This window comes from Streptomyces sp. NPDC037100 (assembly GCF_055606225.1).
Window position 1 is genome coordinate 45,457 of the sequence record NZ_JBVJSX010000007.1, and the last position, 25,186, is coordinate 70,642.

A 25,186-nucleotide genomic window follows, 5' to 3' on the forward strand; every position below is an offset into this window, starting at 1 on the left:
CCTGTCCCGCAGTAAGGGAGCCTCAGCCCATGGCCCGATCCCTCGACGGTCTCGTCCTCGCCCCGGTCGCCGACCAGGCACCGGGCCAGGTGGGCACCCGCACCCGGTTCACGTACCACGAGCGGGAGGGCGAGATCTGGGCCGAGTACACGGGCGGCGACGTCGTACGCGGGCACCTCGTGGGTACCCGGGAAGGTGACCGGCTGGACTTCCGGTACGTCCAGCTCAAGCGGGACGGGACCACCTCCTCGGGGCACTGCGTATCGGCGGTCGTGGAGCTGCCCGACGGGCGGGTGCGGCTGGAGGAGACCTGGGAGTGGGAGTCCCAGCGGGGCAACGGCACGAGCGTTGTGGAGCAGGTCACGGCGCATGAGCACTGACTGACAGAACGTCAGGTGTCTATGGTGATCAGGTGAGCGAGCAGACGCAGGAACCAGGTCCGTCCGCGCCGCGGCGCGTCGTCGTGGCGGGTGCGGGCATGGCCGGGGTGCAGACCGCCGTCGCCCTGCGCGAGCAGGGCTTCACCGGTGACGTGATCCTCATCGGCGCCGAGCCCCACCAGCCCTACGACCGGCCCCCGCTGTCCAAGGCCGTTCTGCTCGGCAAGTCCGAGGGCTCCGCCTTCGACGTCGACTTCGAGGCTCTCGGCATCGAACTGCGGCTCGGCTGCGAGGTGCTGGGCCTGCGCCCCGCCGACCACGAGCTGGACACCGAGGACGGACCCGTGCCGTACGACGTCCTCGTCGTCGCGACCGGCGCGGAACCCGTCCGGCTGCCCGGCACCGAGGGCGTGCCCGGTGTGCATCTGCTGCGCACCCTGGACGACGCCGAGCGGCTGCGGCCGGTGCTGGCCCGCCAGCACGACATCGTGGTCGTCGGCGCGGGCTGGATCGGCGCGGAGTTCGCCACCGCCGCGCGCGAGGCGGGCTGCGCGGTGACCGTCGTCGAGGCCGCCGAACGCCCGCTCGCCGGGGCGCTGCCCGCCGAGGTCGCCGCCCCGATGGCCGGCTGGTACGCCGCCGCGGGCGCGGTCCTGCGCACGCACGCGCGCGTGGAGCGCGTCGAACCCGGTGTCGTCGTCCTCGACGACGGCTCGCGGCTGCCCGCGGGCGCGGTCGTCGTCGGCATCGGCGCCCGCCCCGCGACGGCCTGGCTGGCCGCTTCCCCGATCGAGCTGGGCCCCCACGGCGAGATCGTGGCCGACGAGCATCTGCGCACGACCGAGCCGGATGTGTACGCGGTCGGCGACTGCGCCTCCTTCCCCTCGGGGCGCTACGGCGAGCGCCTGCTCATCCACCACTGGGACAACGCCCTCCAGGGCCCGCGCACGGTCGCCGTGAACATCCTCGGCACGGCCAGGGGGGAGACCCCGGCGGTGTACGACCCGGTGCCGTACTTCTGGTCCGAGCAGTTCGGGCGGTTCGTCCAGTACGCCGGGCACCACGCGGCCGCGGACACCACCCTGTGGCGGGGCGACCCTTCCGGTCCGGCCTGGACGGTCTGCTGGCTGCGGGGCGAGCGGCTGGTCGCGCTGCTGGCGGTGGGCCGGCCCCGGGACCTGGCGCAGGGCCGCCGTCTGATCGAGTCGGGCACACCGATGAATCCGGTGCTGCTGGTGGATCCGGCCAGGCCCATGAAGGCGGCGACGGCGTAGAGGTCACCGCCTCGGTGAGGGCCGCGGGGCGGTGCTGCCGGGCGCGGCGCGTCCGCCCGGGTGGGCCGGTCCGACTTCCGACTGTCAGTGGCAAATGGCAGGCTGGTTTCCGTGACCGAGATTGACGCAAAGATCGATGCTCTCGTCCCCGCCTGGCTCACCCTCCCCGACATCGCCGAGCAGTTCGGCGTCGAGGTGACGCGTGTGCGGCAGCTGGTCAAGGACGGCCAGCTCATCGCCGTACGCCGAGGTGAGAACCGCGCGCTGCACGTCCCCGCCGCCTTCATCGACGGGGACAAGGTCGTCAAGGGCCTGTCCGGGACCCTGACGCTCCTGCGGGACGACGGCTTCACGGACGAAGAGATGCTGGAGTGGCTCTTCACCCCGGACGACAGCCTGCCCGGCACCCCCGCTCAGGCGCTCAGCGAGAATCGCGGCACGGAGGTGAAGCGCCGCGCCCAGGCGCTCGCGGTCTGACCCGGCCGCGACGGGACAACCGTCCGGTGCCGTGCGAGCGGGGCCGGACCTGAACATCCGCCCGAGGTGAGGGCCGTGACCCGAGGGTCACGGCCCGGGGCGGCTCGCGCCCTGTGCGGGGCTGCGGCCCGGTGGTGGCCCGCGCCCTGTGCGGGGCTGCGGATGTCACCGGCACGGCGCCGGACGTCCCCGGCGGCGCCGCAGACGTCACCGGCGTGCCCGGCAGGTCCGCGGCGGGCCGGGGCAGGCGTAAGGTGCCCGAGGCGTTCGCGGCGGGACTGGTGCGTCCCGCGCCGCACGCCGCCCACGCGGGCCCACCCGCACGCCACGACACCCAGGGGGACACGCATGACCGGCACCGCCGCCGCCACCGCACGGGCCCAGCTCGCCGACGCCCGGGTCTACCTCTGCACCGACGCGCGCAAGCGGCAGGGCGACCTCGGGGAGTTCCTCGACGCCGTGCTGACCGGCGGGGTCGACATCGTGCAGCTGCGGGACAAGGGCATGGAGGCCGCCGAGGAACTGGAGCACCTGGCCGTCTTCGCCGACGCCTGCGCCCGGCACGGCAAGCTCCTCGCGGTCAACGACCGTGCGGACGTCGCCCACGCCGCCGGCTCCGACGTCCTGCACCTCGGCCAGGGTGACCTCCCGGTCCCCGCGGCCCGTGCGCTCCTCGGTGACGACGTCCTGATCGGCCGCTCCACCCACGCCGAGTCCGAGGCCGCCGCGGCCGCCGTCCAGCAGGGCGTGGACTACTTCTGCACCGGCCCGTGCTGGCCGACCCCCACCAAGCCCGGCCGCCACGCGCCCGGCCTGGACCTCGTCTGCCACACCGCCGCCCTCGGCACCGACCGCCCCTGGTTCGCCATCGGCGGCATCGACCTCGGCAATCTCGACCAGGTCCTGGAGGCGGGCGCCCGGCGCGTCGTCGTCGTCCGGGCGATCACCGAGGCGGACGACCCCGGGGCCGCGGCGGCCGAGTTCGCGAAGCGGCTGCGCGAGGTGTAGATCCGACGGCTTGTCCAAGGGATGGACAACAAGTGGACAATTCGGGCAAAAGCCGGTCCCCGGTTGGGGGACCGACCGCCCCTGGCTAACCTGCCGGTATGGCCCTCGGCACCGCATCCATCAGGTCGGACCACGCCCGCACCGTCCGCGACATGCTCGCGGCCGGCAAGACGACGTACTCGTTCGAGTTCTACGCCCCCAAGACCCCGAAGGGCGAGCGGAACCTGTGGAACGCGCTGCGCCGGGTCGAGGCCGTGGCGCCCGACTTCGTCTCCGTGACCTACGGCGCGGGCGGTTCCACCCGCGCGGGCACGGTCAAGGCGACCGAGGCGATCGCCTCCGACACCACCCTCACCCCCATCGCCCACCTCACCGCGGTCGACCACTCGGTGGCCGACCTGCGCAACATCATCGGCCAGTACGCGGACGCCGGTATCCGCAACATGCTCGCCCTGCGCGGTGACCCGCCCGGCGACCCGATGGGCGACTGGGTGCCGCATCCCCGGGGCCTGGCCTACGCCGCCGAACTCGTCGAACTGATCAAGGCCTCCGGCGACTTCTGCGTGGGCGTCGCCGCCTTCCCGGCGATGCACCCCCGCTCGTGCGACTGGGACACCGACGTCCGCCACTTCGTCGACAAGTGCCGGGCGGGCGCGGACTACGCCATCACGCAGATGTTCTTCCAGCCCGAGGACTACCTCCGGCTGCGCGACCGGGTCTCGGCCGCCGGCTGCGACACCCCGATCATTCCCGAGGTCATGCCGATCGCGAGCGTGAAGACCCTGGAGCGGATCGGATCCCTCACCAACGCCACGTTCCCGGACGCCCTGAAAGAGCGGATCCTCACAGCAAAAGACGATCCGGCCGCTGTACGCTCCATTGGGATCGAATTCGCCACGGAGTTCTGTGCGCGGCTGCTCGCCGAGGGCGTGCCCGGCTTGCACTTCATCACGCTCAACAACTCCACCGCGACACTCGAGATCTACGAGAACCTGGGTCTGCACCACTCACCGCAGGCCTAGACCGTTCGCACCGGTATACGACACACTGCGTAGCGGCCACTGTGAGAGGGGCGTACATGGGCTGGGCGGTCCTCTACATCGCGTTCGGCATCGTCGCGCTGTGGCTGCTGGGCGAGGTGCTCCTGCAGTACAAGGCGCGACTGCGCTGGCGCCTGCTGGCCTTCGCCGGGTTCCTCGGTGTCGTCGTCGGTGTCCTGATCCCGTCGGTCGTCGTGATCGGACTGGGTGCGGCGGCCTTCGCGGTCGGGCAGACCTACGTCACCCTGTCGTTCCGCAGCGGCTTCGCGGCCGGCTGGGCGATGAGCGCGCCCGCGCTGGGCGGCAGCAAGCGCCGCCGCGGTGAGCGCGGCCGCCAGGAGCCCACCCTGGAGGTGTCCGGCCTGGAGGCCGAGGGCGGCTACGACGACGAGGCCGGCGCCTACCGCCGCGACCCCGCCCCCCACGGCCAGGACGACGACTACGACCGGGACGACGTCTTCACCCCCGCCCGCCCCCTCCACCAGCCGACGTCCGCCGAGACCACCGCCGTCTACGAGCCGCAGCCCATGCCCGAGGACACCGGCTCCTACGGCGTCTACGACCACGGCTACCAGTCGGAGGGACAGCAGTCCCACGACCCGTACGCGGCCCAGGCCGACCAGTCCTACGCCTACGACTACTCCGGCTACGGCCAGCAGCAGGGCTACGACGCCACCGGGCAGCAGTACGCCGCCTACTCCGACCCGTACATCGGCTCGTCGAACCACGGCCAGGGCGCGTACGACGGCACGTACGGCGACCAGCAGTACTACGGCCAGCAGAGCTACGGCCAGGACCAGTACTCCGGCACCTACGGCGGCGACAGCCCGCCCGGCGGGGTGTGGGTCCCGCAGCAGCGCAACACCGACGAGTACGGGCAGGAACTGCCGCCGGAGCAGCCCTATCCGTACCAGGGCGGCGGGCAGCAGCCGCAGGGGAACGGGTACGACGAGCAGTACCGTTTCTGAAGCCCGGGCCCTGCCGGGGCGCCGTGCTCACTGCGAGCCGCGGAACTCCGGCCCCTCCACGATCAGTCCCGCCACCAGCGCGCCAGACATGCCCGCGTGCGGCAGCCCGCCGCCGGGGTGAGCCCAGCCGCCCACGGTGAACAGACCGGGCACCCGCGTGGTGTTGGACGGATGCAGCAGCCGCCCGCCGCCCGCCGCCAGGGCCGGCACGGGCACCGCGCCACCCTCCGCGCCCGTCGTGTCCGCGATGTCGGCCGGGGTGCGCACCTCGTGCCAGAGGAGGCGGTCACGCAGGCCGGGTACGGCGCGTTCGGCGACGGTGATCATGTGGTCGGCGAGGTCGTCGTGAGCCCGGCCGGGTCGCGCGGGCACCACCGTCGTGAGTGTGACCGCCTCGTGGTCCGCCGGGGCGGCGCGCGGGTCGTCGGGCCGTAGCACCGTGACCGTGGGACGGGGATCTCCGGCCGCCGTGCCGAACAGAGCGTCCAATTCGGCCTCGCGGTCCTGGGCGTGCACCACCGTGCGGTGTGCCGTGCCCTCGGGGCGGATACCGCGCAGGGCCAGCAGGAGGGTCAGCCGGGAAGCCGCCGCCGGCTGCGGCGGCACTTCGCCGTCGCCCCGTACGACGGTGCCCGCCGTCAGCCGGGCCAGCGCGCCGGGCGCGACACCGGCCACCACGAAGTCCGCCTCCGCGACCGACCCGTCGGCGAGTTCCACCCCCGACGCCCGGCCGTCCTTCTCCAGCACACCGGTGACGTCGGCGCCGAAGTGAAACTCGACCCTCCGGGCCAGGCACCGCTCGTACACCGCCCGCGCCAGCTCGCGCAGGCCACCGCGCACGTACCAGGTGCCGAAGGCGTGCTCCAGATACGGCAGGACGGCCGCGCTCGCCGGTGTGACCCGGGGGTCCAGACCGTGGCCGAGGGCATGACTTTCCAGAAGCGCAGCGAGCCGGGGGTCGCGCAGCTCCCAGGCGCCGATCTCGGCGAGTGTGCCGGCCCGGCGGGTGCGCAGCAGTCGCTTGTGGGGCACCGACGGGTAGGGCTCGCGCTCGGCCAGCACCTGCCAGTTCGGCCACAGCGGCTCCTCCAGCAGCGGCCGGCGGGTCCGGTCCCAGGCCTCGCGGGCCCGGACCAGGAAGTCGCCCCAGCGCTTCCCCGCGTCCGCGCCGAGCCCCTCGTCCAGGGCGGCGACGACGCCCGCGCGCGAGGCGTTCGGCAGCGAGACCTCGGTGCCGTCCGCGAACACGTGCCGGGCCGACGGGTCGACCTGGACCAGCTCGACGCAGGACTCCAGCGGCTCCTTGCCGGTCTTGACGAACAGGTCGCGGTAGACGGCGGGCAGCGGCAGCAGGGCGGGGCCCGTGTCGAAGGAGAACCCGTCGCGCTCGAATCGGCGCAGGGCTCCGCCGTAGGTGTCCGTCCGCTCGTACACCGCCACCCGGTGGCCCGCGACGGCCAGCCGGGCGGCAGCCGTCAGCGCGCCCATCCCGGCGCCGATCACCGCAATCCGTGCCATGCCAGGGACTTTATCGGCCCTCACCGACAGCCCTCACCGACAGCCCACCGGCAGCCCTCACCGGCAGCCCTCACCGACGGCCTTCGCAGACGGCCTGCGAGTACGGGTGCGGAGGCGGTCGTCAGCAGGCGGCGACAAAGCGGTGTGGGGCCCTGTGCGCAGGACTGAGTACGTATACCTAGCCGGGGAGTTGAGTACGCGCGCGGATGGGGGAGGACCTGCGCGGACGAGAGAGTGGTGACACGGAGAGGGGCACGGCTCCGGCACCGGCGACACGGGGCGCCGGAACGGAGCCGGCCCGCGATCCGCTCCTTCCGCCGACGGTGTCGGCGGGAGCGAGACACGGGGGAGAACCGGGGGAACCGGAAGAAAACCGGGGGACGACCGAACGGGGGTCCTGCGGGGGAGCAGGAGAAGGAAAACGGGGGAGTGGGGAAGGCGCCGGTTCGAGGTGGCCCGCGGGGGACGCGGCCACACCGGACCGGCGCTTTCACATGCGCACGCGACGGTGGGTCAGCGGCAGCCGCTCACCCGGCCCTGGAGCAGCCGGGACAGCGCCGCGTGGACATCGTCCAGGGAGCGCTCCGCCTGGAAGGACTTCCAGTCCAGAGCGGCCACCAGGACCATGCCGACCAGGGCGGACGCCGTCAGCGGGATATCGATCTCCTCGCTGAACTCACCGCCCGCCACACCCTCGCGCAGCACGTCCTCCACGACCGCGACGGCCTCCTGCCGGACCACCATCAGCGTGGACTGCCAGGTCCGGTTGGTGCGCCACAACTCGGCCACGTACAGCTGCGTGAAGGCCGGGTAGCGGTCGATGAAGACCAGTCCCGCCCGGATCATCGCGTCCAGGGCGTCGACCTTGCTGCCGCCCTCCCGCGCGGTCCGCTCCGCCGCTTCCCGCAGGGAGGCGGTCAGCAGACCCACTCCGTGCCGCAGCAGTTCCTCGAAGAGGACGGACTTGCTCGCGAAGTTGTAGTAGACCGTGCCCTTCGCGACCCCGGCACGCTCGGCGATCTCGTCCACGGTCGTGGCGGAGAACCCCTGCTCGGCGATGAGGGTGACGGCCGCCTCGTAGAGCTTCTGCCGGGTGGCCTCGCGGCGCGGGCTGCCGCCCGACGCGGCCTTGCTGCTTTCCATGGCCCTGATTGTCACAGGAACCTTCCCCGGGGAAGCGACGGTGGGGCTCACAGGCTCAGCTCCGGGTGCAGCCGGTCCAGCGTCCAGACCTGGCGGCGGCGGGCCGCCACGGCGGTCAGGGCGAGGGCGCCCGCGGTGAACGCCGTCAGCACCACACACCCGTGCCACACCGGTTCGAGTCCTCCGCCGGTGATGAGCCGCCTGAGGGCCTCGACGACGTAGCTCATCGGCAGGAACGGGTGAAGCGCGTTGAAGAACCCGGGGCTGGTCTGTACGGGGTACGTGCCGCCCGCCGAGGTCAGCTGGAGCATCAGCAGGGCGAGGACGAGGATCCGGCCCGCCGCCCCGAAGCGCGCGTTCAGCCACTGCACGATCGCCGCGAAGCACGCCGTCACCAGGAACAGGAAGCCCACCGTCCCGGCCGCTCGCGCCATCTCCAGGCCGACCGCCCAGTGCAGTACCGACATCAGCGCCACCGTCTGCAGCACCCCGATCGCCACCACCGGCAGCCAGCCCGACAGCGCTATCCGCCACGCCGGGGCGCCCGCGGCCAGCGCCCGCCGGTTCATGGGCGCGATCAGCATGTACGCCACCATCGCACCCACCCACAGGGACAGCGGGATGAAGTACGGCGCGAAGCCGGTGCCGTAGTTCGGCGCCTTGTGCAGGTCCTGGGAGGCCAGCCGCACCGGGTCGGCCATGACCTCGGTCCGACGGTCGCGGTCCTGCTCGTCGTAGTCGGGGATCTTCCCCGCCCCGTCGTGCAGGCCGCCGGCGAGTTTCCCGGAGCCGTCGACGAGCTTGAAGATGCCGCCGTTGAGGTCCTCCGCGCCCGTCTTCAGTTTGCCGACGCCCTTGTCCAGGCCGACGGCGCCGGTCTTCGCCGTGCCGATCCCCTTGTGCAGCTTCTTCGCGCCGGCGGCGACCTCCGCCGCCCCGTCGTTCAGGGCGTTGATCTTCTTGACGGCGTCGGTGAGGTCCTCGGAGAGGTGCGGTGCGCGGTTCGCGAGGGCCTGCGACTGCCTCTGGAGGATGGCGAGGTTCTTGTCGAGCTTGTCCAGGTCGCCGTCCTGGTCAGCGATCAGCGTGTTGAGGTCGTCCGCGATGGTGGTCACGTCGGCGGCCGCGTCCTTGGCCTTCTTCAGGTCGGAGCAGGCCGGGTCGGGCACGACGGGATCGTCGCAGCGCCTGCTGTAGACGTCGTTCAGCGTGCCGGAGGCCGCCCGGACGTCCTTGGCGGCGGTCGGGGCCGTCTTCACCAGGGTGTCCAGGTGCTTGCGGATCACGCCGGAGGAGTCGGCGACCAGCTGGGCGGCGTCCCCGATGGTCTTCTCGTTGCCCTTGAGGAAGGGGCCGACCTCGGCGGCCGTGCCGTTGACCCGGTCGGCGAGTTTCTGCGTGCCCTCAGCGACCCGCTTCGAGCCGTCCTCCAGGTCACCCGCGCCCGTGTGGAGCTTCTTCAGGCCGGTGGCGAGCTTGCCGCTGCCGCCCTTGGCGTCCTTCAGACCGTCGGCGAGGTCCTTGGAGCCCTTCTCGGCCTTGCCGATACCGCCGTTGAGCCGATCGGCGCCCTCCGCCGCCTTCACGGTCTTGCCGTGGATGTCGGAGAAGGACACGAAGATCTTGTCCAGGAAGGACCGGGACGTCTTGGTGGACGCCGCCTGCCGCACCTCGCCGAAGACCGTGCGGGAGATCTGGCCGACGATGTAGTTGTTCGCGTCGTTCGTGCGCACCTGGAGGGCGCCGGTCTCCGGGCTGTCGCCGGAACTGGAGGCGATCCGCTCGCTGAAGTCGGCGGGCAGGGTGAGCGACAGGTAGTAGCTGCCGTCCTCGACGCCCCTGCGGGCCTCGGCGGCGCTCACCTCCTGCCAGTCGAAGGTCTTGCTGTCGCGCAGGCCCTTCGTGATGTCGTCGCCCGCCGTGATCTTCTTCCCGTCGGCGGTCGCCCCCTTGTCGTCGTTCACGAGCGCGACCGGGATCCGGTCCAGACGGCCGTACGGGTCCCAGAACGACCACAGGTACAGCGCGCCGTACAGCAGCGGCAGCACCAGCAGCGCGACCAGCGCGGCGCGCGGCAGCTTCCCCCGTCCGAAGCGGCGCAGCTCAAGCGCGGCCAGTTTCGGCGATCGCATCGTCCTTCTCCTCTCCCTGGTCCGCCTGGTCTCCCTGGACCGCCTGGTCTCCCTGGTCTGGCTTCTCGGCCTCGTCCTGGTCAGCCTGGTCAGCCTCGGCCGGCCGGTCGTGCCCGGCCGGCTGGTCGTCCCCGGTGGCCGGGTCTTCATGGCTCTGCGCGGTGGAGACCCTGACAGCACCCTTTGGAGCCTCGCCGAACACCGCCACGACCGTCGTCCCGGCGTCGGCCAGGGACCTGAGCAGCGCCCGGACCTCCTCCCGCTCACCGTCCGAGAGCTTGAGGTCGGCGTCGTCGACGCCGAGCAGCCGCGGCTTGCCGACCAGGGCGAGTGCGATCGACAGCCGCAGTGCCTCCAGGCGCTCCAGATCCCGCACGGCCGTGCGCGGCCCCTTGGGCAGGGCCTCCAGGTCGAGCCCGGCCGCCTCCAGCGCGGCGTCGACGCGCCGTTCGGCCTCGGCCGCCCGCTCACCGCGGGGCCGCAGCAGTCCGCGCAGCGATGCGCCGAACCGCCGCTGGAGCAGCGCCCGTTCCCGCAGGTGCTCGCCGACGGTCAGCGCCGGGTCGAGGTCGGTGACCCCCGGGACGTGCGCCAGCGCGCTGATGCCGCGCACGGCCGCCATCTGCTTGGGCAGTGTCGCGTCGCCCACGGCGGCCGTGCCCTCCGAGACCTTCATGCGCCCCGTCAGCGCCAGCAGCAGGCACGTCCGGCCGGACCCGGACGGGCCCTCGACCGCGACGAGCGCACCCGGCTCCGCGTCGACGGAGATCCCGCGGACCGCCCACCCCCGTGGCCCCTTGATCCCGAGGTCCTCGGCGGCGATCCGCACCCCTCCCGCCTGTTCCCCCACGAGTCTCCCCTGAATTTGAACTGACTGGTCAGTGCAAAAACTACTCCGAACCTACGAGCGAAGCAAAACAGCAGGTCAGAACGGATTGTCAGTGCCATACCTCACGATGGGTCACATACGGCACTCCGTGACCGGACGTGCCGTCACCCAGACGACAGGAGGTTCGTCATGGCCAGCTATCACGCAGCAGCCGCCCGCCGGCGCCGCGCCACCGGCCCTGCCCCCTCACTGACCGGCCCGGCGAGCGACGTGCACCCCGTGCTCCGCCGGGCCACGGCCCCGCCCGCCGCCCTCGACCTGCTCGCCCAGGCCCGCGCCAGCCTCGACGAGGCCACAGCCCTGGAGACACCGAACGAGCGCTACTCGCGGGCCCACCTCGCCGCCCTGCGCACCGCAGCGGCGGTGCTCGCCGCCCGCGGCCGCCCGGAGACCTCGCCCCGGGCCCGGGCCAAGATCCGGAGCGCCTGGGAAGTGCTCCCCGAGATCGCACCCGAACTGACCGAGTGGAGCGCGCTGTTCGCCTCCGGCGCCCGGCGCCGCGCCCGCGCCGAAGCAGGTATCCAGGGCGCGGCCACCGGCCGGGACGCCGACGACCTGATACGCGACGTTGCGATGTTCCTGCGCCTCGTCGAGCGGATGCTGGTCCTCCAGCCGGTCCTCCCGCAGCCCCGCCCGGACCACGACCAGCCGGAGGGCCCCGGCGCGGGGAGCGACATGCCCGACGCGGGTTGACCGGGCGGCGGCCGTATTGATCCGGTGGTGGTCCGGGTGGGGTGATCCGGGGCCGCGGTGGCCCGGGTCCGCGGTGGTCCCAGTCCGGCGGTGGCCCGGGTCCGCGGTGGTCCGAGTCCGGCGGTGGTCCGGGTCCGCGGTGGTCCGAGTCCGGCAGTGGGGCGGAGTCCGGCGGTGGGGCGGAGTCCGCGGTGGTCCAGCTCCGGCAGTGGGGCGGAGTCCGGCAGTGGGGCGGAGTCCGCGGTGGTCCGAGTCCGGCAGTGGGCCGGAGTCCGGCGGTGGCGCACGGCGTCCGTGCGGGACAAGGCCCTGTGTCGGAAAGCCCGGGCCGTGGGCATCCCGGACCGGGTCATCCGCACGCCGCGGCCTAGGCAATAGGGTGGGGGACGCCTGAAGTCTTCCCTCCCCGTGGTCGGGGCCGGGGAAGACGCCCCGTTCGCGCCGCCGTGCAAGAGGCGGTGCCGCGCCGAGGAGTCAACTGCCGTGTCGGACCCGATGCGCCCCCGCGCCTCACTCCGTACCGCCGTGGTCTGGGAGGTCCTCCAGGACGCCCTGGACCGCCGGGTCAAGGCCACGGGTCGGGAGTCGCTGGACGTCCTCGACACCGGAGGCGGCAGCGGCAACTTCGCGGTGCCCGTCGCCCGCCTCGGCCACCGGGTCACCGTCGTCGACCCCAGCCCCAACGCCCTGTTCGCCCTGGAGCGCCGGGCCGCCGAAGCCGGCGTGGCCGACCGGGTCGAGGGCGTCCAGGGCGACGCCCACGGCCTCTTCGACGTGGCCGAGCGCGGTGGCTACGACGTGGTGCTGTGCCACGGCGTCCTGGAGTACGTGGACGACCCGGCCGAGGGCGTCCGCAACGTGGTGGCGGCCCTGCGCCCGGAGGGCGTCCTCAGCCTGCTCGCCGCCGGCCTGGGCGGTGCCGTGCTGTCCCGCGCCCTCGCCGGGCACTTCAAGGAGGCCCGGCAGGCGCTCGACGACCCGAACGGACGATGGGGCGCGGGTGACCCCGTACCCCGCCGCTTCACCACCGAGCAGCTCACGGGACTGGTCGAGGGAGCGGGCCTGCGCGTCGGTGCCGTGCACGGCGTTCGGGTCTTCGCCGACCTCGTGCCCGGCGTCCTCGTGGACACCGAGCCCGGAGCCCTGGAAGCGCTGCTGAAGCTCGAGGAGGCCGCCGCCGAGCTCCCCGCGTTCCACTCGGTGGCCACGCAGCTGCACGTCCTGGGGGAGACCGGTGGGGCTGCTGAGTCAGGTGGGACCGATGGGGCAGGCGAGACCGGTGGGGCGGTCGAGGCCTGAGCCTCCTCAGGGGGCACCACCGCTGATCAGCGCCTTGGCTGCGCATGGAGTACGCCACAGGCCCCCCGAATGGGGGCGGCGCGCCGTATGATCGAGGGAGACCGTTCCGGCATGACGGGTCGGCCGCCGGGGAATGGAAGCCTCAGCGAGCCGGACGCTCATGGCGGGTTCCGGTTGGTCAATTGGCGCAGAGGGGCGGGTTTCACGGGGGCGATTCCCTGCCTATCCTGAAGGGACCCCCCGGGTCGCCCCGGCGACTGCACGATGAGGAGGACTCCGTGCCGCTCTCGGAGCACGAGCAGCGCATGCTCGAGCAAATGGAGCGAGCGCTGTACGCCGAAGATCCCAAGTTCGCGACAGCGCTTGAGGGAAGCGGGCTGCGCACGTACACCCGGCGACGGGTCTACCAGGCGGTCGCGGGCTTCCTCGTAGGTATCGCGCTCCTCATGGCTGGAATGGTCGCCAAGCAGGTCTGGCTCAGCGTCGTGGGTTTCCTCGTCATGCTGGGCTGTGCGGTGCTCGCCGTGACCGGCTGGCGCAAGGCCCCCAAGCCGGGTGAGCAGGCGTCCGGTGCCGCCGGACACCAGGCTCGCCCACAGGGTCGGCAGCGCCGCTCGGTGATGGACCGCATCGAGCAGCGCTGGCAGAAGCGCCGCGACGAACAGGGTGGCCATTAGCCCCCCGTGCAGCCTCTCCAGGACCACGTGAACACGTAGGTCAGGGGGTGACCACCGACCCGGTGGTCACCCCCTGACGTTTGCCCGTGTGCCGCGAAACGGCCGACAGATTCCGGTCGCTGCGAGGCCGACTGTCACCGGCCGCGGCGAGGTCGACCATTTCCGGCCGCGGCAGGCCGGCCGTTCCAGGAGGCGGCCAGGCCGACGCCCCCGGCATGTTGTCCGCGGCCCTGCAAGAGGGCCGCCGGTCTCCGGGCCCGGCATGACCGTTCCCCCTATCGAACCGATGAACAACCGATTCGAACCGATGAAGAACCGATGACCTGAGGGGACCGGCCCCCCCCACACGCGACAAGGCCGGCCAGCCCCCCACACGCGACAAGGCCGGCCGGCGCGTCCGCACCGGCCGGCCCGAGTGCCGTTGCCCCTCAGTCCTGCCGCATCCTCAGCCCTGCCGCATCCTCAGCCCTGCCATGGCCTCAGCCCTGCTGCCCCGAGGCCCTCCGCCACGTCGGCCGCAGCGCCACGGCGCGTTCCCGGACCCTCGCCCACCAGGCCGACGCCGCCCACACCACACGCGCGGTGGAACGGGGGGCCAGAAGCGCGCGGAGCCTGGCCGGCCGGCCGGCCGCCGCACCGAGGCCCGCCGTGGCACGGCGGACGTCGTCCGTGAGGCCCGCCACGGGGCGCGGGTGCGGTGCGTACAGCACCTGCTCCACCGCGTTCGCCACCCGGTGCACCGAGGCCGCGGCCGTCGCGTCGAGATCGCCGAGGCGGACCATACGGGCGGCCGCCTTGCGCGGTGTCTGCGACTCGTCCGGCGTGATGCCGAAGTCCCACGCCGTGTCGGTCAGCTCCTGCCAGACGGCCAGGGTGTGCGGCGCCGTGTCCGCCTCGCCGCGGCCGTGCGCCCCCAGACGTGCCGACCGGGTCCGCAGTCGCCACAGCATCGGTGCCAGGGGGAGCGCGAGGACGGCGAGACCGGCCAAGGCCCACCCGAGGAACGCGTACCACTTCGGTCCGTCGTCGGCCGTGGGCAGCGCCGCCTGCGGTGATTCACTCGCGCAGCCGCCGTCCAGCTTCTTCTGCTCCGGCGTGCAGCTCTCACGGGCCGAGGGCGCCGCGGAGGGCGCGGCCGACGCCGACTGGGAGGGACGCGACGGGTCCGGCACCGAACTGCCCGGGTTGTCGGGCAGGGTGTACGACGGTATCGAGCCGCGGTTCGGAGTCGGCTCGAAGCGGGTCCACCCCACGCCCTCGAAGTACAGCTCGGGCCAGGCGTGCGCGTCCCGCAGCCCCACCGACACCGAGCCGTCCGCCTGCGGGGAACCGGGCGCGAAGCCCACCGCCACCCGGGCCGGTATGCCCAGGGAACGGGCCATCGCCGCCATCGCGAAGGAGAAGTGCACGCAGAAGCCCTGCTTGTCCTTCAGGAAGCGGGCGATCGCCTGCGAGCCGCTGCCGACCTGCACCTGCGTGTCGTACTCGAAGCCGCCGGTCACGGCGAACCAGTCCTGGAGCTTGACCGCCTGGTCGTACGGGTTGGCCGCGCCCGCGGTGACCGTGCGGGCGGTGCGCGCCACCACCGACGGCAGCGAATCGGGCAGCTTCGTGAAGGCGCGCTCGATGTCCCCGGGCGCCGGTCCCGCCGAGGCGAGCTGCTCCGCCGTCGGCTGCACGTCCAGGCTCTTGACCTGGTACGTCAGGCCGCGTGTGTTCTGCCCGTGGTCGCCGACCAGCGTCATGCCCTGCGGCTCGTACCGCCAGTTTCCGCTGATGCGCACGCCGCTCGGCGGATACGGCATGGGCAGCCAGTCCTGGGCGTACCAGCCGGCCGCCGTGATCGTGGTGTCGAACTCCTTGCGCTTGACGTCCGGGCTGAGGCCGACCGGGTCCGGGAAGGTGCCGTCGGGGACGGCGGTGATGGACCGCCGGGACGGCTTCCACGTGGTGCCGTCGAAGTCGTCCAGGGACACGATCCGCAGATACAGGTCCGAGACGTCCGCCGTCTTGGTCCGCACGGACAGGACCTGCTGGTCCTCGTCCGCGTTCAGGCTGTCCCGCAGCGACACCAGCGGGTTCACGGCGGAGATCGTGCCCCCGCCGCCGGAGCCGCCGCCCGCGCCCGCTCCCACGGTGTCCAGCAGGCCGCCGTTCATCGCGGGCAGGCCGAGCGGCACCACCAGGGCGATGCCCAGCGCCACCACGCCGATGCGCCGGCCGGTGCGGACCGGGGCGACCGCGCCGCTCGACTCCCCGCCTGCCGTGCGCGGGGCACCGCCGAAGACCCGTCCCCACTGCGAGAGCCGGTCCCGTCCCTCGGCCAGCAGCAGCATCAGATAGCCGGCCGCCGCCACCAGGAACCACAACCAGTCCATGTCCCCGTCGGACAGCCCCGCCGCCACGGAGTACAGCGCGAGCAGGGGCAGCCCGGCCGGCGCGGCGCTGCGGAAGGTCACCGCGAGGGTGTCCACCAGCAGCCCGATGATCAGAACACCGCCCAGGAGCATCAGCCGTATGCCGTCGGACTCCAGGGGCGCCGGGATCGCGTACCGCGCGATGTCGTCGCCGCCCTGCTGGAGCAGGAGCGCGAAGCGGTCGAAGGCCTGCGGCCCCGGGATCAGCCCGGCCAGGGCCTGCTCACGGGCGAACACGAAGGTCAGCAGCATCACGGTGACCACGGCCTGTGCCGCCACTGTCAGCGGCCGGGCCAGCGGCACCCGGCGGGCAGCGGCACCCACGCCCGACTGCAGCGCCAGCAGGAAAGCAGCCTGCACGATCCATGTGGCCGGCCGGACGAGGGGCAGCAGGGCGCACGCGGCCATCAGCGTGGCCGCCCAGGCGCCCAGCGTCAGTCGTACCCGCCCGCTCATCACGGTCCCTCCCCGGCGCTCGAGGCGGCCACGCCCCTGCGCTCCCGGTCCGCCAGCCGCCACAGCTCGTCCATGGAGGCGCCCCGCGGCACGCGCAGGGCCGTCCAGCCCGCCTCGCGCAGCATGCGCAGCCGGTCTCCGCTCCCGTCCAACGGGCCGGACACATCGCTCGGTTCCCGCACCCAGGTGTCACTGTCCAGCACGAAGGCGACGGCGCCCGGACTGCGCTGCCGCATCCGGCCCAGCACGGCCGCCTGCTCCTCGTCCAGGTCGCCGAGGAAGGCCACCAGCAGCCCCTCGTTCCCGCCGCGCAGCACGTCGTAGGCCCGGGACAAGCCCGCGCCGTCGGAATGGTCGATCACCGCGAGGGTGTCCATCATCAGCCCGGCCGCGTCCGCCGACTCCTGGCTCACGCCCGCGAAGCCGTCACCGCCCTCGCCGGGCACCGCGTTGCCGGTGTCCGTCAGCAGCCGTACCGAATAGCCGCGTTCGAGCATGTGCACCAGCACCGAGGCGGCGCCCGACACGGCCCACTCGAAGGGAGAGTCCGGCCCCGCGCCCTGGTAGGCGATGCCGCGGGTGTCCAGCAGCACCGTGCAGCGGGCGCGCTGCGGCTGCTCCTCACGGCGCACCATCAGCTCGCCGTAGCGGGCGGTGGAACGCCAGTGCACGCGCCGCAGGTCGTCGCCGTAGCGGTAGCCGCGCGGAATGACGTCGTCCTCGCCGGCCAGCGCGAGCGAACGCTGCCGCCCGTCGCCGTACCCCTGCGCCTCGCCGCCGAGGCGCACCGGCGCCAGCGGCTCCACGCGCGGGATGACCGTGAGGGTGTCGTGCGTCGAGAAGGACCGGGTCAGCTCGCACATGCCGAACGGGTCGGTCAGGCGCAGCTGGAGCGGGCCAAGCGGGTAGCGGCCGCGCAGGTCGGAGCGCACCCGGTAGGACACCTCGCGCCGGCCGCCCGCCTCGACCCGGTCGAGCACGAAGCGGGGCCGCGGACCGAGCACGTACGGCACCTTGTCTTGGAGCATCAGCAGGCCCGTGGGCAGCCGCGAGACGTTGTCCATCCGCAGGTGGACCCGGGCCTCGCTGCCCGCGGGCACGCGCCCGGGGGAGAGCCGGCGGCTGCCCGCGACCCGGTAGCGGGTCCGGTACAGCACCGCCGCGCACACCAGCGGCAGCACCGCCAGCAGCAGCCCCACGCGCAGCAGGTCGCTCTGACCGAGCACGTACGAGCAGATCGCGGCCGCGACGCCGGCGGCCAGGAAGGAACGTCCGCGGGTGGTCAGACCGGCCAGAGCGGTGCGGACGCCGCCCTTCTCGCCTCGGTCGGCTTCCGCCCGGCCCGCCCCCGCGGTGGTCATCACAGCCTCCGCGGCTGCTGCTGGGGATACGCCGGTGCCGTACGGCCCAGGCCGCCGAAGCCGCTCTGCTGCTGCGGCCCCGCCGGCACCGGGGTGCGCTGCAGGATCTCCTCGACGACCTGCTCGGCGGTGCGCCGGTTGAGCTGGGCCTGGGCGGTGGGCAGCAGGCGGTGGGCCAGGACGGCGACGGCGAGGGCCTGCACGTCGTCCGGCAGCGCGTACTCCCGGCCGCTGAGGGCCGCGGACGCCTTCGCCGCGCGCAGCAGGTGCAGCGTCGCGCGCGGGGAGGCGCCGAGTCTCAGGTCGGGGTGCGTGCGCGTGGCGCCGACCAGGTCGACGGCGTAGCGCCGGACCGGCTCGGCGACGTGCACCCCGCGCACCGCCTCGATGAGCTTGAGGATCTCGTCCGCGTGGGCCACGGGCTGGAGGTCCTGCAGCGGCGAGACGCCGCCGTGCACGTCCAGCATCTGCAGCTCGGCCTCCGCACTCGGGTAGCCGACCGAGACCCGGGCCATGAAGCGGTCGCGCTGGGCCTCCGGCAGCGGGTAGGTGCCCTCCATCTCGACCGGGTTCTGCGTCGCCACCACCATGAAGGGGCTGGGCAGCTCGTAGGTCTTGCCGTCGATGGTGACCTGGCGCTCCTCCATCGACTCCAGGAGCGCGGACTGCGTCTTGGGGGAGGCGCGGTTGATCTCGTCGCCGATCACCACCTGCGCGAAGATCGCGCCCGGCTTGAACTCGAAGTCACGGCGCTGCTGGTCCCAGATGGACACTCCGGTGATGTCCGACGGCAGCAGGTCGGGCGTGAACTGGATGCGCCGCACCGAGCAGTCGATGGACCGCGCCAGGGCCTTGGCCAGCATCGTCTTGCCGACACCCGGGACGTCCTCGATCAGGAGATGTCCCTCGGCGAGCAGGACGGTCAGCGAAAGCCGTACGACCTCGGGCTTGCCCTCGATCACGCCTTCCACCGACTCCCGCACGCGCTCCACCACGGCGGTCAGATCGTCCCCCACCCGCGAAAAATCTCGGGCTGGGGGACCCCCATGGCTCGCTCGATCGTCATAGGTCGTCACCCGGCGCTCCTCGGCCTTTCCCGTGCTCCCAGGAAGCACGGAATACCCCATTTTCCCGGGCCGACGCCGCCTGACGCGGGCCGGCCCACCCCGAACCACGGACACCACGCGTGAAAGGTTCCGCGTGACGTCACTCCCGCATTCTTGCTGCCGTTACCGTTTCGTGTCACTCGACTGTGGACAACTGGCCGCGATATGTCGGTCTTGCGGCCATTCGAACGCGTGACTGACAGGATGTCGACAGCTACAGCAGGTGGCCACCGGGGCGGGCGGCCCGCAAAGCCCTGGCCGGCGGGCCGGGATCAGGAGGCCGGGTCGACCTCGCGCAGCAGGCCGGTCTGTACGTCGAACACGAATCCGCGCACGTCGTCGGTGTGCGGTACGAACGGCGAGGTGCGCACCCGCTGCATCGACTGACGCACGTCCTGGTCGACGTCCCGGAACGACTCCACGGCCCACGCCGGGCGCTGGCCCACCTCGGCCTCCAGCTCGTTGCGGAAGTCCTCGGTGAGGCTCTCCAGGCCGCAGCCGGTGTGATGGATGAGCACCACGCTGCGGGTGCCCAGCTTGCGCTGGCTGATGGTGAGGGAGCGGATCACGTCGTCGGTGACGACACCGCCCGCGTTGCGGATCGTGTGGCAGTCACCCAGCTCCAGGCCGAGCGCCGCGTGCAGGTCGAGACGGGCGTCCATGCAGGCCACGACGGCGACGTGCAGCACGGGCCGGGCGTCCATCCCCGGGTCGGTGAAGGCGTCCGCGTACCGGGCGTTGGCCGCCACGAGGCGGTCGGTGACCGTGCCGCCGGCCTTTGTGGCGCTCTCCGAACCTGTGGGAAACGATGCAGAAGTCGTCATAGGTATGACGTTACTGGTCACACGCCGTCCAGGCCTCCTGTGGAAGTGAACAAAGAATGCCGTCGAGTGAGGTGTGTGAGGTAACCCACAAGGGCGCTGCTCCGGTCTCCGGGCGAACGGGGGCGACGCGCAGGCCGGTTGATTGACCGGGCGACACCGTGGACTAAAGTGACGCGAAGCGGGAGGCGAGACTCTCCCCGCTGGACTGATTTCTTCGGAGACCCCGGCGACGACCGGCGATCTCCCCGCGTGCGCGGCGCGTACGTACGGCTCGGCCTCCTCCCGCTCCCGGTCGGCTGACGCTTCCGGCGCCGGCAGGCCTCATGTCCACGAGCGGGCGGGGACCCGGCGGTGCGTACGGCCGTGCCGGATCTGAGAGGGCCCCTTGAGCGAGAGTCGACACGTCCCGGTGATGCTCCAGCGGTGCCTGGATCTGCTGGCACCCGCGCTGGAGGGCCCGGACGCCGTGGTCGTCGACTGCACCCTCGGCCTCGGCGGCCACAGCGAGGCGCTGCTCGCGAGGTTCCCCGAGACCCGGCTCGTCGCCCTCGACCGTGACAAGGAGGCGCTGCGCCTGTCCGGCGAGCGCCTCGCCCCCTACGGCGAGCGCGCCACCCTCGTCCACGCCGTCTACGACGAACTCCCCGAGGTGCTCGACAGGCTCGGCATCGCGCGCGTGCAGGGTGTCCTGTTCGACCTGGGCGTCTCCTCCATGCAGCTCGACGAGGCCGACCGCGGTTTCGCCTACGCCCAGGACGCCCCCCTCGACATGCGCATGGACCAGACGACCGGCGTCAGCGCCGCCGAGGTCCTCAACACCTACCCGCCGGGCGAACTCGTGCGCATTCTGCGGGCCTACGGCGAGGAGAAGCAGGCCAAGCGGATCGTGAGCGCGATCGTGCGCGAGCGGGCGAAGGAGCCGTTCAGCAACAGCGCGCGGCTGGTCGAGCTGATCCGCGACGCCCTGCCCCAGGCGGCCAAGCGCACCGGTGGCAACCCGGCCAAGCGCACCTTCCAGGCCCTGCGCATCGAGGTCAACGGCGAGCTCTCCGTGCTGGAGCGCGCGATCCCCGCCGCCGTGAAGGCGCTCGACGTGGGCGGGCGGATCGCCGTGCTGTCGTACCACTCGCTGGAGGACCGGCTGGTCAAGCAGGTCTTCGCGGCGGGTGCAGCCACCACCGCGCCGCCCGGGCTGCCCGTCGTCCCCGAGCGTTACCAGCCGCGGCTCAAGCTGCTCACCCGCGGTGCCGAACTCCCCACCGAAGAGGAGATCGCCGAGAACCGGCGGGCGGCACCGGCGCGACTGCGCGGGGCCCAGCGCATCAGGGAGGACGTCGAGTGAGGCGTGTGCAGGCCGGACCGAGGGAGCGTGCGTGAGCGGCAAACCCGAACTGAAGGGGAGGGCGGCCCGACTCGCGCGGCTCCTCCCGACCGGCCCCGGGCAGGCGGCCCGCACGCCTTTCGTCCTCCTGGTCGTCCTCCTCCTCGGCGGCGGTCTCATCGCCCTCCTGGTGCTGAACTCGGCCCTCAGCGAGGGCGCGTTCCAACTCGACGACCTCCAGCGCGGAACCAAGAACCTCACCGACGAGGAACAGGCCCTCCAGCGGGACATCGACGCCTACTCCGCCCCCGACGCCCTGCAGCGCCGCGCCCGCGAGCTCGGCATGGTGCCCGGCGGCGACCCCGCCTTCCTCGACCCCGACGGCACCGTCAAGGGCGTCCCCAGCGCCGCTCCCGGTGTCCGGCGGCCCGCCGCGCACACCCCTCTGGTCCTCGCCCCCGAGGCCATGCCCAACGGCCTCGCCCCGACCCCCGGCAGGTGACGGAAGTGTCCGACAGGCAACCGCCGCGTCGCCGCGTGCCCGGCCCCGCAAGGCCCGCCCGCCCCGACGCCCGGCGCCGCCCCGGCCCCGGTGCCCGTCCGGCCCGGCGCCCGGGACAAGGCCGCCCGGCGGCGCCCAAGCCGCTGCGGCTGGGCAGCCACCGGCCCCGCCTGCGGCTGGTGGGACTCGCGCTGACCCTGGTCCTGACCGCCTTCGTCGTACGGCTGTTCCAGGTGCAGGCCGTCGACGCGAGCACCTACGCGGCCAAGGCCGAGCAGAACCGGTACGTCGGGCAGGTGCTGGCCGCGGACCGGGGCGAGATCACCGACCGGTCCGGTGTGGCCCTCGCGACCAGCGAGGACGCCTACGACATCACCGCCGACCCCACGATGTTCGCCCCCGGGATGCTGAAGATCGCGGACGGGCCCGAGCGGGCGGCCGCACTGCTCGCGCCGATCCTCGGCCAGGAGCAGGAGGACCTGGTCAAGAAGCTGCGTCCGGAGAACACCGCCCTGCGCTACGCCAAGCTGGCCTCCCGCCAGACCCCGCAGGTCTGGAAGCAGATCAAGGACCTCAAGTCCGCACTCGCCAAGAAGGCAGAGACCGACAAGTCCACGCCCAACGTCCTGTCCGGCGTCTTCTCCGTCGCCACCAGCAAGCGCGTGTATCCCGGCGGCGACCTCGCCGCCGGGATACTGGGCTGGGTCAACGGCGAGGGCAAGCCCGGCGGCGGCATCGAACTGCAGCTGGACAAGCAGCTCGCCGGCAAGGACGGCAAGATCCGCTACGCCCAGTCCGGCGGCCGTCTCGTACCCACCGCGGGCTCCACCGAGACACCCGCCGTCCCCGGCAGCGACGTCGAGCTCACCATCGACCGCGACATCCAGTGGGCCGCCCAGAACGCCATCAGCGAGCAGGTGAAGGAGTCCGCGGCCGACCGCGGCTACGTCATCGTCCAGGACACCCGCACCGGGCAGGTCCTGGCCATGGCCAACTCGCCCGGCTTCGACCCGAACGACCTGTCCGACGCCGACCCGGCCGCCCTCGGCAACGCCGCCGTCCAGGACGCCTTCGAGCCCGGCTCCACCGCCAAGGTCATGTCGATGGCGGCCGTCCTCCAGCAGAACGTCGCCACACCCGGGACCCACGTGGTCGTGCCCAACCGGCTGCACCGCGGCGACCGGCTCTTCAAGGACGACATCGACCACCCGACCTGGTACCTCACGCTCAACGGCGTCCTCGCCAAGTCCAGCAACATCGGCACCATCCTCGCCACCGGACAGCTCGGCAAGACCCAGGCCCAGGCCAACAAGGTCCTCTACGACTACCTGCGCAAGTTCGGCCTCGGCAGCTACACCGGGCTCGGCTTCCCCGGCGAGACCAAGGGCATCCTCGCCCCGCCCGACAAGTGGTCGACCTCGCAGCAGTACACGATCCCTTTCGGCCAGGGCGTCTCCATCAACGCCATGCAGGCGGCCTCCGTGTACTCGACCATCGCCAACGGCGGCGTCCGCATCCAACCCACCCTCGTCCGCGGCACCAGGGGCCCGGACGGCCGGTTCACGCCCGCCCCGAAACCCGAGAAGAACAGGGTCGTCAGCGACAAGACGGCGAAGACCCTCGCCCGGATGCTGGAGTCCGTCGTGGACGACGAGGAGGGCACCGGCACCAAGGCGCGCATCCCCGGCTACCGCGTCGCGGGCAAGACGGGTACCGCCAACCGCGTGGATCCGGCCACCGGCAAGTACCACGGCTACACGTCGTCGTTCGCCGGGTTCGCTCCCGCCGACAAGCCCCGCGTCACCGTCTACTGCGCCATCCAGAACGCCACCCAGGGCAGCTACTTCGGCGGGCAGATCTGCGGACCCGTCTACAAGAAGGTCATGGAGTTCGCCCTGAAGTCCCTCCAGGTCCCGCCGACCGGCGCCAAGGCCGCGAAACTGCCCGTCTCCTTCAAGCAGTGATCAGGGCCGACACGCCCTGATCAGCACCCAGTCCCCCGAGCCACCAGGACCGCCTCCGTGACGACGATCACTCCCGACCCCGGCCACCAGAGCAGCACCGGCCCCTCACTTCGCCCGGAGGCGGGTACGCCCGGTACGCTCACCGCCGTGCCACACGCTGATCAGTCCCAAACCACCCAGAAGGGCCATCCCGTGACATACCCCGGGCCGCCCAGGCCGGTTCAGGTCTCCGCCACACCGCTCGCGGAACTCGCCGCTCAGCTGGGTGCTTCCACGCCGGAGAGCGCCGCCGAGATCACGGGCATCACCCACGACTCACGTGCCGTGCGCCCCGGCGACCTGTACGCCGCCCTCCCGGGGGCCCGGGTGCACGGCGCCGACTTCGTCAACCAGGCCGCGGGTCTCGGTGCCGCCGCCGTGCTGACCGACCCGACGGGCGCCGAGCGTGCCGCGGCGTCCGGCCTGCCGGTCCTGGTCGTGGACGACCCGCGCGCGCAGATGGGCGAGCTGGCCGCCACGATCTACGGCCACCCCGGCCGGGACCTGCTCCAGATCGGCATCACCGGCACCTCCGGCAAGACCACCACCGCCTACCTCGTCGAAGGCGGCCTGAAGACGGTTCGGTCCACCGGCCTGATCGGCACGGTCGAGATGCGCATCGGCGACGAGCGCATCAAGTCCGAGCGCACCACCCCCGAAGCCACCGACCTCCAGGCTCTGTTCGCCGTCATGCGCGAACGCGGTGTGGACGCGGTCGCCATGGAGGTCTCCAGTCACGCCCTGGTCCTCGGCCGGGTCGACGGCTGTGTCTTCGACATCGGCGTCTTCACCAACCTCAGCCCGGAACACATGGAGTTCCACTCGGGCATGGAGGACTACTTCCAGGCCAAGGCGCAGCTGTTCACGCCGGAACGCGGCAAACTCGGCGTGGTCAACGTCGACGACGAGTACGGCCGCAGGCTGGCGAAGGAGGCCACCGTCCCGGTCGTCACCTACTCCGCCGAGGGCCACCCCGACGCCGACTGGCGCGCCGAGGACGTGCGGGTCGGCCGGCTGGACTCCACGTTCACCGTCATCGGCCCCAAGGGCGAGCGGATCAGCGCCACGTCGCCGCTGCCCGGGCCGTTCAACGTGGCCAACACCCTCGCCGCGATCGTCGCCCTCGCCGTCGCCGGCCTCGACCCGCAGGCCGCCGCCGACGGCGTCGCGGCCGTCCCGGGCGTCCCGGGCCGCCTGGAGCGCGTGGACGCCGGGCAGCCCTACCTCGCGGTCGTCGACTACGCCCACAAGACCGACGCCGTCGAGTCCGTGCTGCGCGCCCTGCGCAAGGTCACCGAGGGCAGGCTGCACATCGTCCTCGGCTGCGGCGGCGACCGGGACAGGACCAAGCGCGAGCCCATGGGCGCCGCCGCGGCGCGGCTCGCCGACACCGCCGTACTGACCTCCGACAACCCCCGCGGCGAGGACCCCCTCGCGATCCTCGCCACGATGCTCCAGGGCGCGGCGTCCGTGCCCGCGCACGAGCGCGGCGAAGTGCAGGTCTTCGAGGACCGGGCCGCGGCGATCGCCGCGGCCGTGGCCCGCGCCGAGCCCGGCGACACCGTGCTGGTGGCGGGCAAGGGCCACGAGCAGGGCCAGGACATCGCCGGTGTGGTCCGTCCCTTCGACGACCGCCAGGTGCTCCGCGAAGCCATCCAGAAGACCCAGGGATGAAAATCCAGAAGACCCAGGGGATGA

21 protein-coding genes are annotated in these 25,186 nt (G+C 72.6%); 13 read left to right on the forward strand and 8 right to left on the reverse strand.

Going from position 1 to position 25,186, the window contains the following annotated elements; genetic code table 11:
- Positions 1-29: 29 nt before the first annotated feature.
- From ACZ7EG_RS23245 to ACZ7EG_RS23270, 6 genes are all read left to right on the forward strand, one after another.
- Complete coding sequence (locus ACZ7EG_RS23245; protein ID WP_389969303.1) at positions 30-380, forward strand: avidin-fold protein; 351 nt, start codon at positions 30-32, stop codon at positions 378-380.
- 32 nt (positions 381-412) lie between these two features.
- Positions 413-1,654: an NAD(P)/FAD-dependent oxidoreductase gene (locus tag ACZ7EG_RS23250; protein ID WP_471082053.1), complete on the forward strand. Its 1,242-nt coding sequence runs from the start codon at positions 413-415 to the stop codon at positions 1,652-1,654.
- Positions 1,655-1,765: 111 nt separating this feature from the next.
- Positions 1,766-2,131, forward strand: a complete 366-nt coding sequence (locus ACZ7EG_RS23255) for an Rv2175c family DNA-binding protein (protein ID WP_030848153.1) — start codon at positions 1,766-1,768, stop codon at positions 2,129-2,131.
- A gap of 348 nt (positions 2,132-2,479) precedes the next feature.
- A complete protein-coding gene (thiE, locus tag ACZ7EG_RS23260) occupies positions 2,480-3,139 on the forward strand; it encodes a thiamine phosphate synthase (RefSeq protein WP_471082056.1) in 660 nt (219 codons plus the stop codon).
- A 98-nt stretch (positions 3,140-3,237) separates the two neighbouring features.
- Complete coding sequence (gene metF / locus ACZ7EG_RS23265) at positions 3,238-4,161, forward strand: methylenetetrahydrofolate reductase [NAD(P)H] (protein WP_361871770.1); 924 nt, start codon at positions 3,238-3,240, stop codon at positions 4,159-4,161.
- A gap of 56 nt (positions 4,162-4,217) precedes the next feature.
- Positions 4,218-5,147, forward strand: coding sequence for an SCO2102 family sporulation regulator (locus ACZ7EG_RS23270; protein ID WP_471082060.1), 930 nt, complete (start codon positions 4,218-4,220; stop codon positions 5,145-5,147).
- Between the two features lie 27 nt (positions 5,148-5,174).
- On the opposite strand, the gene ACZ7EG_RS23275 is transcribed toward ACZ7EG_RS23270, so the two are convergent.
- The 4 genes from ACZ7EG_RS23275 to ACZ7EG_RS23290 form a co-directional block, all read right to left on the reverse strand.
- Complete coding sequence (locus ACZ7EG_RS23275) at positions 5,175-6,665, reverse strand: phytoene desaturase family protein (protein WP_471082063.1); 1,491 nt, start codon at positions 6,663-6,665, stop codon at positions 5,175-5,177.
- A gap of 513 nt (positions 6,666-7,178) precedes the next feature.
- Positions 7,179-7,808, reverse strand: a complete 630-nt coding sequence (locus ACZ7EG_RS23280; RefSeq protein WP_471082066.1) for a TetR/AcrR family transcriptional regulator — start codon at positions 7,806-7,808, stop codon at positions 7,179-7,181.
- A gap of 47 nt (positions 7,809-7,855) precedes the next feature.
- On the reverse strand, positions 7,856-9,940 hold the full coding sequence (locus ACZ7EG_RS23285; protein ID WP_471082069.1) for a YhgE/Pip family protein: 2,085 nt from the start codon (positions 9,938-9,940) through the stop codon (positions 7,856-7,858).
- Positions 9,912-10,790 (reverse strand): ATP-binding cassette domain-containing protein, encoded by an 879-nt coding sequence (locus ACZ7EG_RS23290; protein WP_471082072.1) that lies wholly within the window; start codon positions 10,788-10,790, stop codon positions 9,912-9,914. The genes ACZ7EG_RS23285 and ACZ7EG_RS23290 overlap by 29 nt, the downstream gene beginning before the upstream one ends.
- A 168-nt stretch (positions 10,791-10,958) precedes the next feature.
- On the opposite strand from ACZ7EG_RS23290, the gene ACZ7EG_RS23295 reads away from it, so the two are divergent.
- The 3 genes from ACZ7EG_RS23295 (at position 10,959) to ACZ7EG_RS23305 (ending at position 13,498) form a co-directional block, all read left to right on the forward strand.
- Complete coding sequence (locus tag ACZ7EG_RS23295; protein ID WP_471082075.1) at positions 10,959-11,522, forward strand: SAV_6107 family HEPN domain-containing protein; 564 nt, start codon at positions 10,959-10,961, stop codon at positions 11,520-11,522.
- A gap of 483 nt (positions 11,523-12,005) precedes the next feature.
- Entirely contained in the window at positions 12,006-12,821 is an 816-nt protein-coding gene (locus tag ACZ7EG_RS23300) for a methyltransferase (RefSeq protein WP_471082078.1), read from the forward strand.
- Positions 12,822-13,099: 278 nt separating this feature from the next.
- Positions 13,100-13,498, forward strand: coding sequence for a DUF3040 domain-containing protein (locus ACZ7EG_RS23305; protein WP_104779342.1), 399 nt, complete (start codon positions 13,100-13,102; stop codon positions 13,496-13,498).
- A gap of 479 nt (positions 13,499-13,977) precedes the next feature.
- On the opposite strand, the gene ACZ7EG_RS23310 is transcribed toward ACZ7EG_RS23305, so the two are convergent.
- The 4 genes from ACZ7EG_RS23310 to ACZ7EG_RS23325 form a co-directional block, all read right to left on the reverse strand.
- Entirely contained in the window at positions 13,978-16,371 is a 2,394-nt protein-coding gene (locus ACZ7EG_RS23310; protein WP_471082082.1) for a transglutaminase TgpA family protein, read from the reverse strand.
- Positions 16,371-17,732, reverse strand: a complete 1,362-nt coding sequence (locus tag ACZ7EG_RS23315; RefSeq protein ID WP_471082085.1) for a DUF58 domain-containing protein — start codon at positions 17,730-17,732, stop codon at positions 16,371-16,373. Before ACZ7EG_RS23315 ends, ACZ7EG_RS23310 begins: the two co-directional genes overlap by 1 nt.
- A complete protein-coding gene (locus tag ACZ7EG_RS23320; protein WP_471082088.1) occupies positions 17,732-18,808 on the reverse strand; it encodes an AAA family ATPase in 1,077 nt (358 codons plus the stop codon). The genes ACZ7EG_RS23315 and ACZ7EG_RS23320 overlap by 1 nt, the downstream gene beginning before the upstream one ends.
- A gap of 302 nt (positions 18,809-19,110) precedes the next feature.
- Positions 19,111-19,662: a beta-class carbonic anhydrase gene (locus tag ACZ7EG_RS23325; protein WP_471082091.1), complete on the reverse strand. Its 552-nt coding sequence runs from the start codon at positions 19,660-19,662 to the stop codon at positions 19,111-19,113.
- 385 nt (positions 19,663-20,047) lie between these two features.
- On the opposite strand from ACZ7EG_RS23325, the gene rsmH reads away from it, so the two are divergent.
- The 4 genes from rsmH (at position 20,048) to ACZ7EG_RS23345 (ending at position 25,162) form a co-directional block, all read left to right on the forward strand.
- The gene (rsmH, locus tag ACZ7EG_RS23330) at positions 20,048-21,004 is read left to right on the forward strand and encodes a 16S rRNA (cytosine(1402)-N(4))-methyltransferase RsmH (RefSeq protein WP_471082094.1); all 957 of its coding nucleotides are present in this window, start codon (positions 20,048-20,050) and stop codon (positions 21,002-21,004) included.
- A gap of 31 nt (positions 21,005-21,035) precedes the next feature.
- On the forward strand, positions 21,036-21,485 hold the full coding sequence (gene ftsL / locus ACZ7EG_RS23335; protein WP_471082097.1) for a cell division protein FtsL: 450 nt from the start codon (positions 21,036-21,038) through the stop codon (positions 21,483-21,485).
- A 5-nt stretch (positions 21,486-21,490) separates the two neighbouring features.
- The gene (locus ACZ7EG_RS23340) at positions 21,491-23,449 is read left to right on the forward strand and encodes a peptidoglycan D,D-transpeptidase FtsI family protein (protein WP_471082100.1); all 1,959 of its coding nucleotides are present in this window, start codon (positions 21,491-21,493) and stop codon (positions 23,447-23,449) included.
- 192 nt (positions 23,450-23,641) lie between these two features.
- Positions 23,642-25,162 carry a UDP-N-acetylmuramoyl-L-alanyl-D-glutamate--2,6-diaminopimelate ligase gene (locus tag ACZ7EG_RS23345; RefSeq protein ID WP_471082103.1) on the forward strand — a complete coding sequence of 507 codons (1,521 nt, stop codon included), beginning with the start codon at positions 23,642-23,644 and terminating at the stop codon, positions 25,160-25,162.
- Positions 25,163-25,186: the final 24 nt, after the last annotated feature.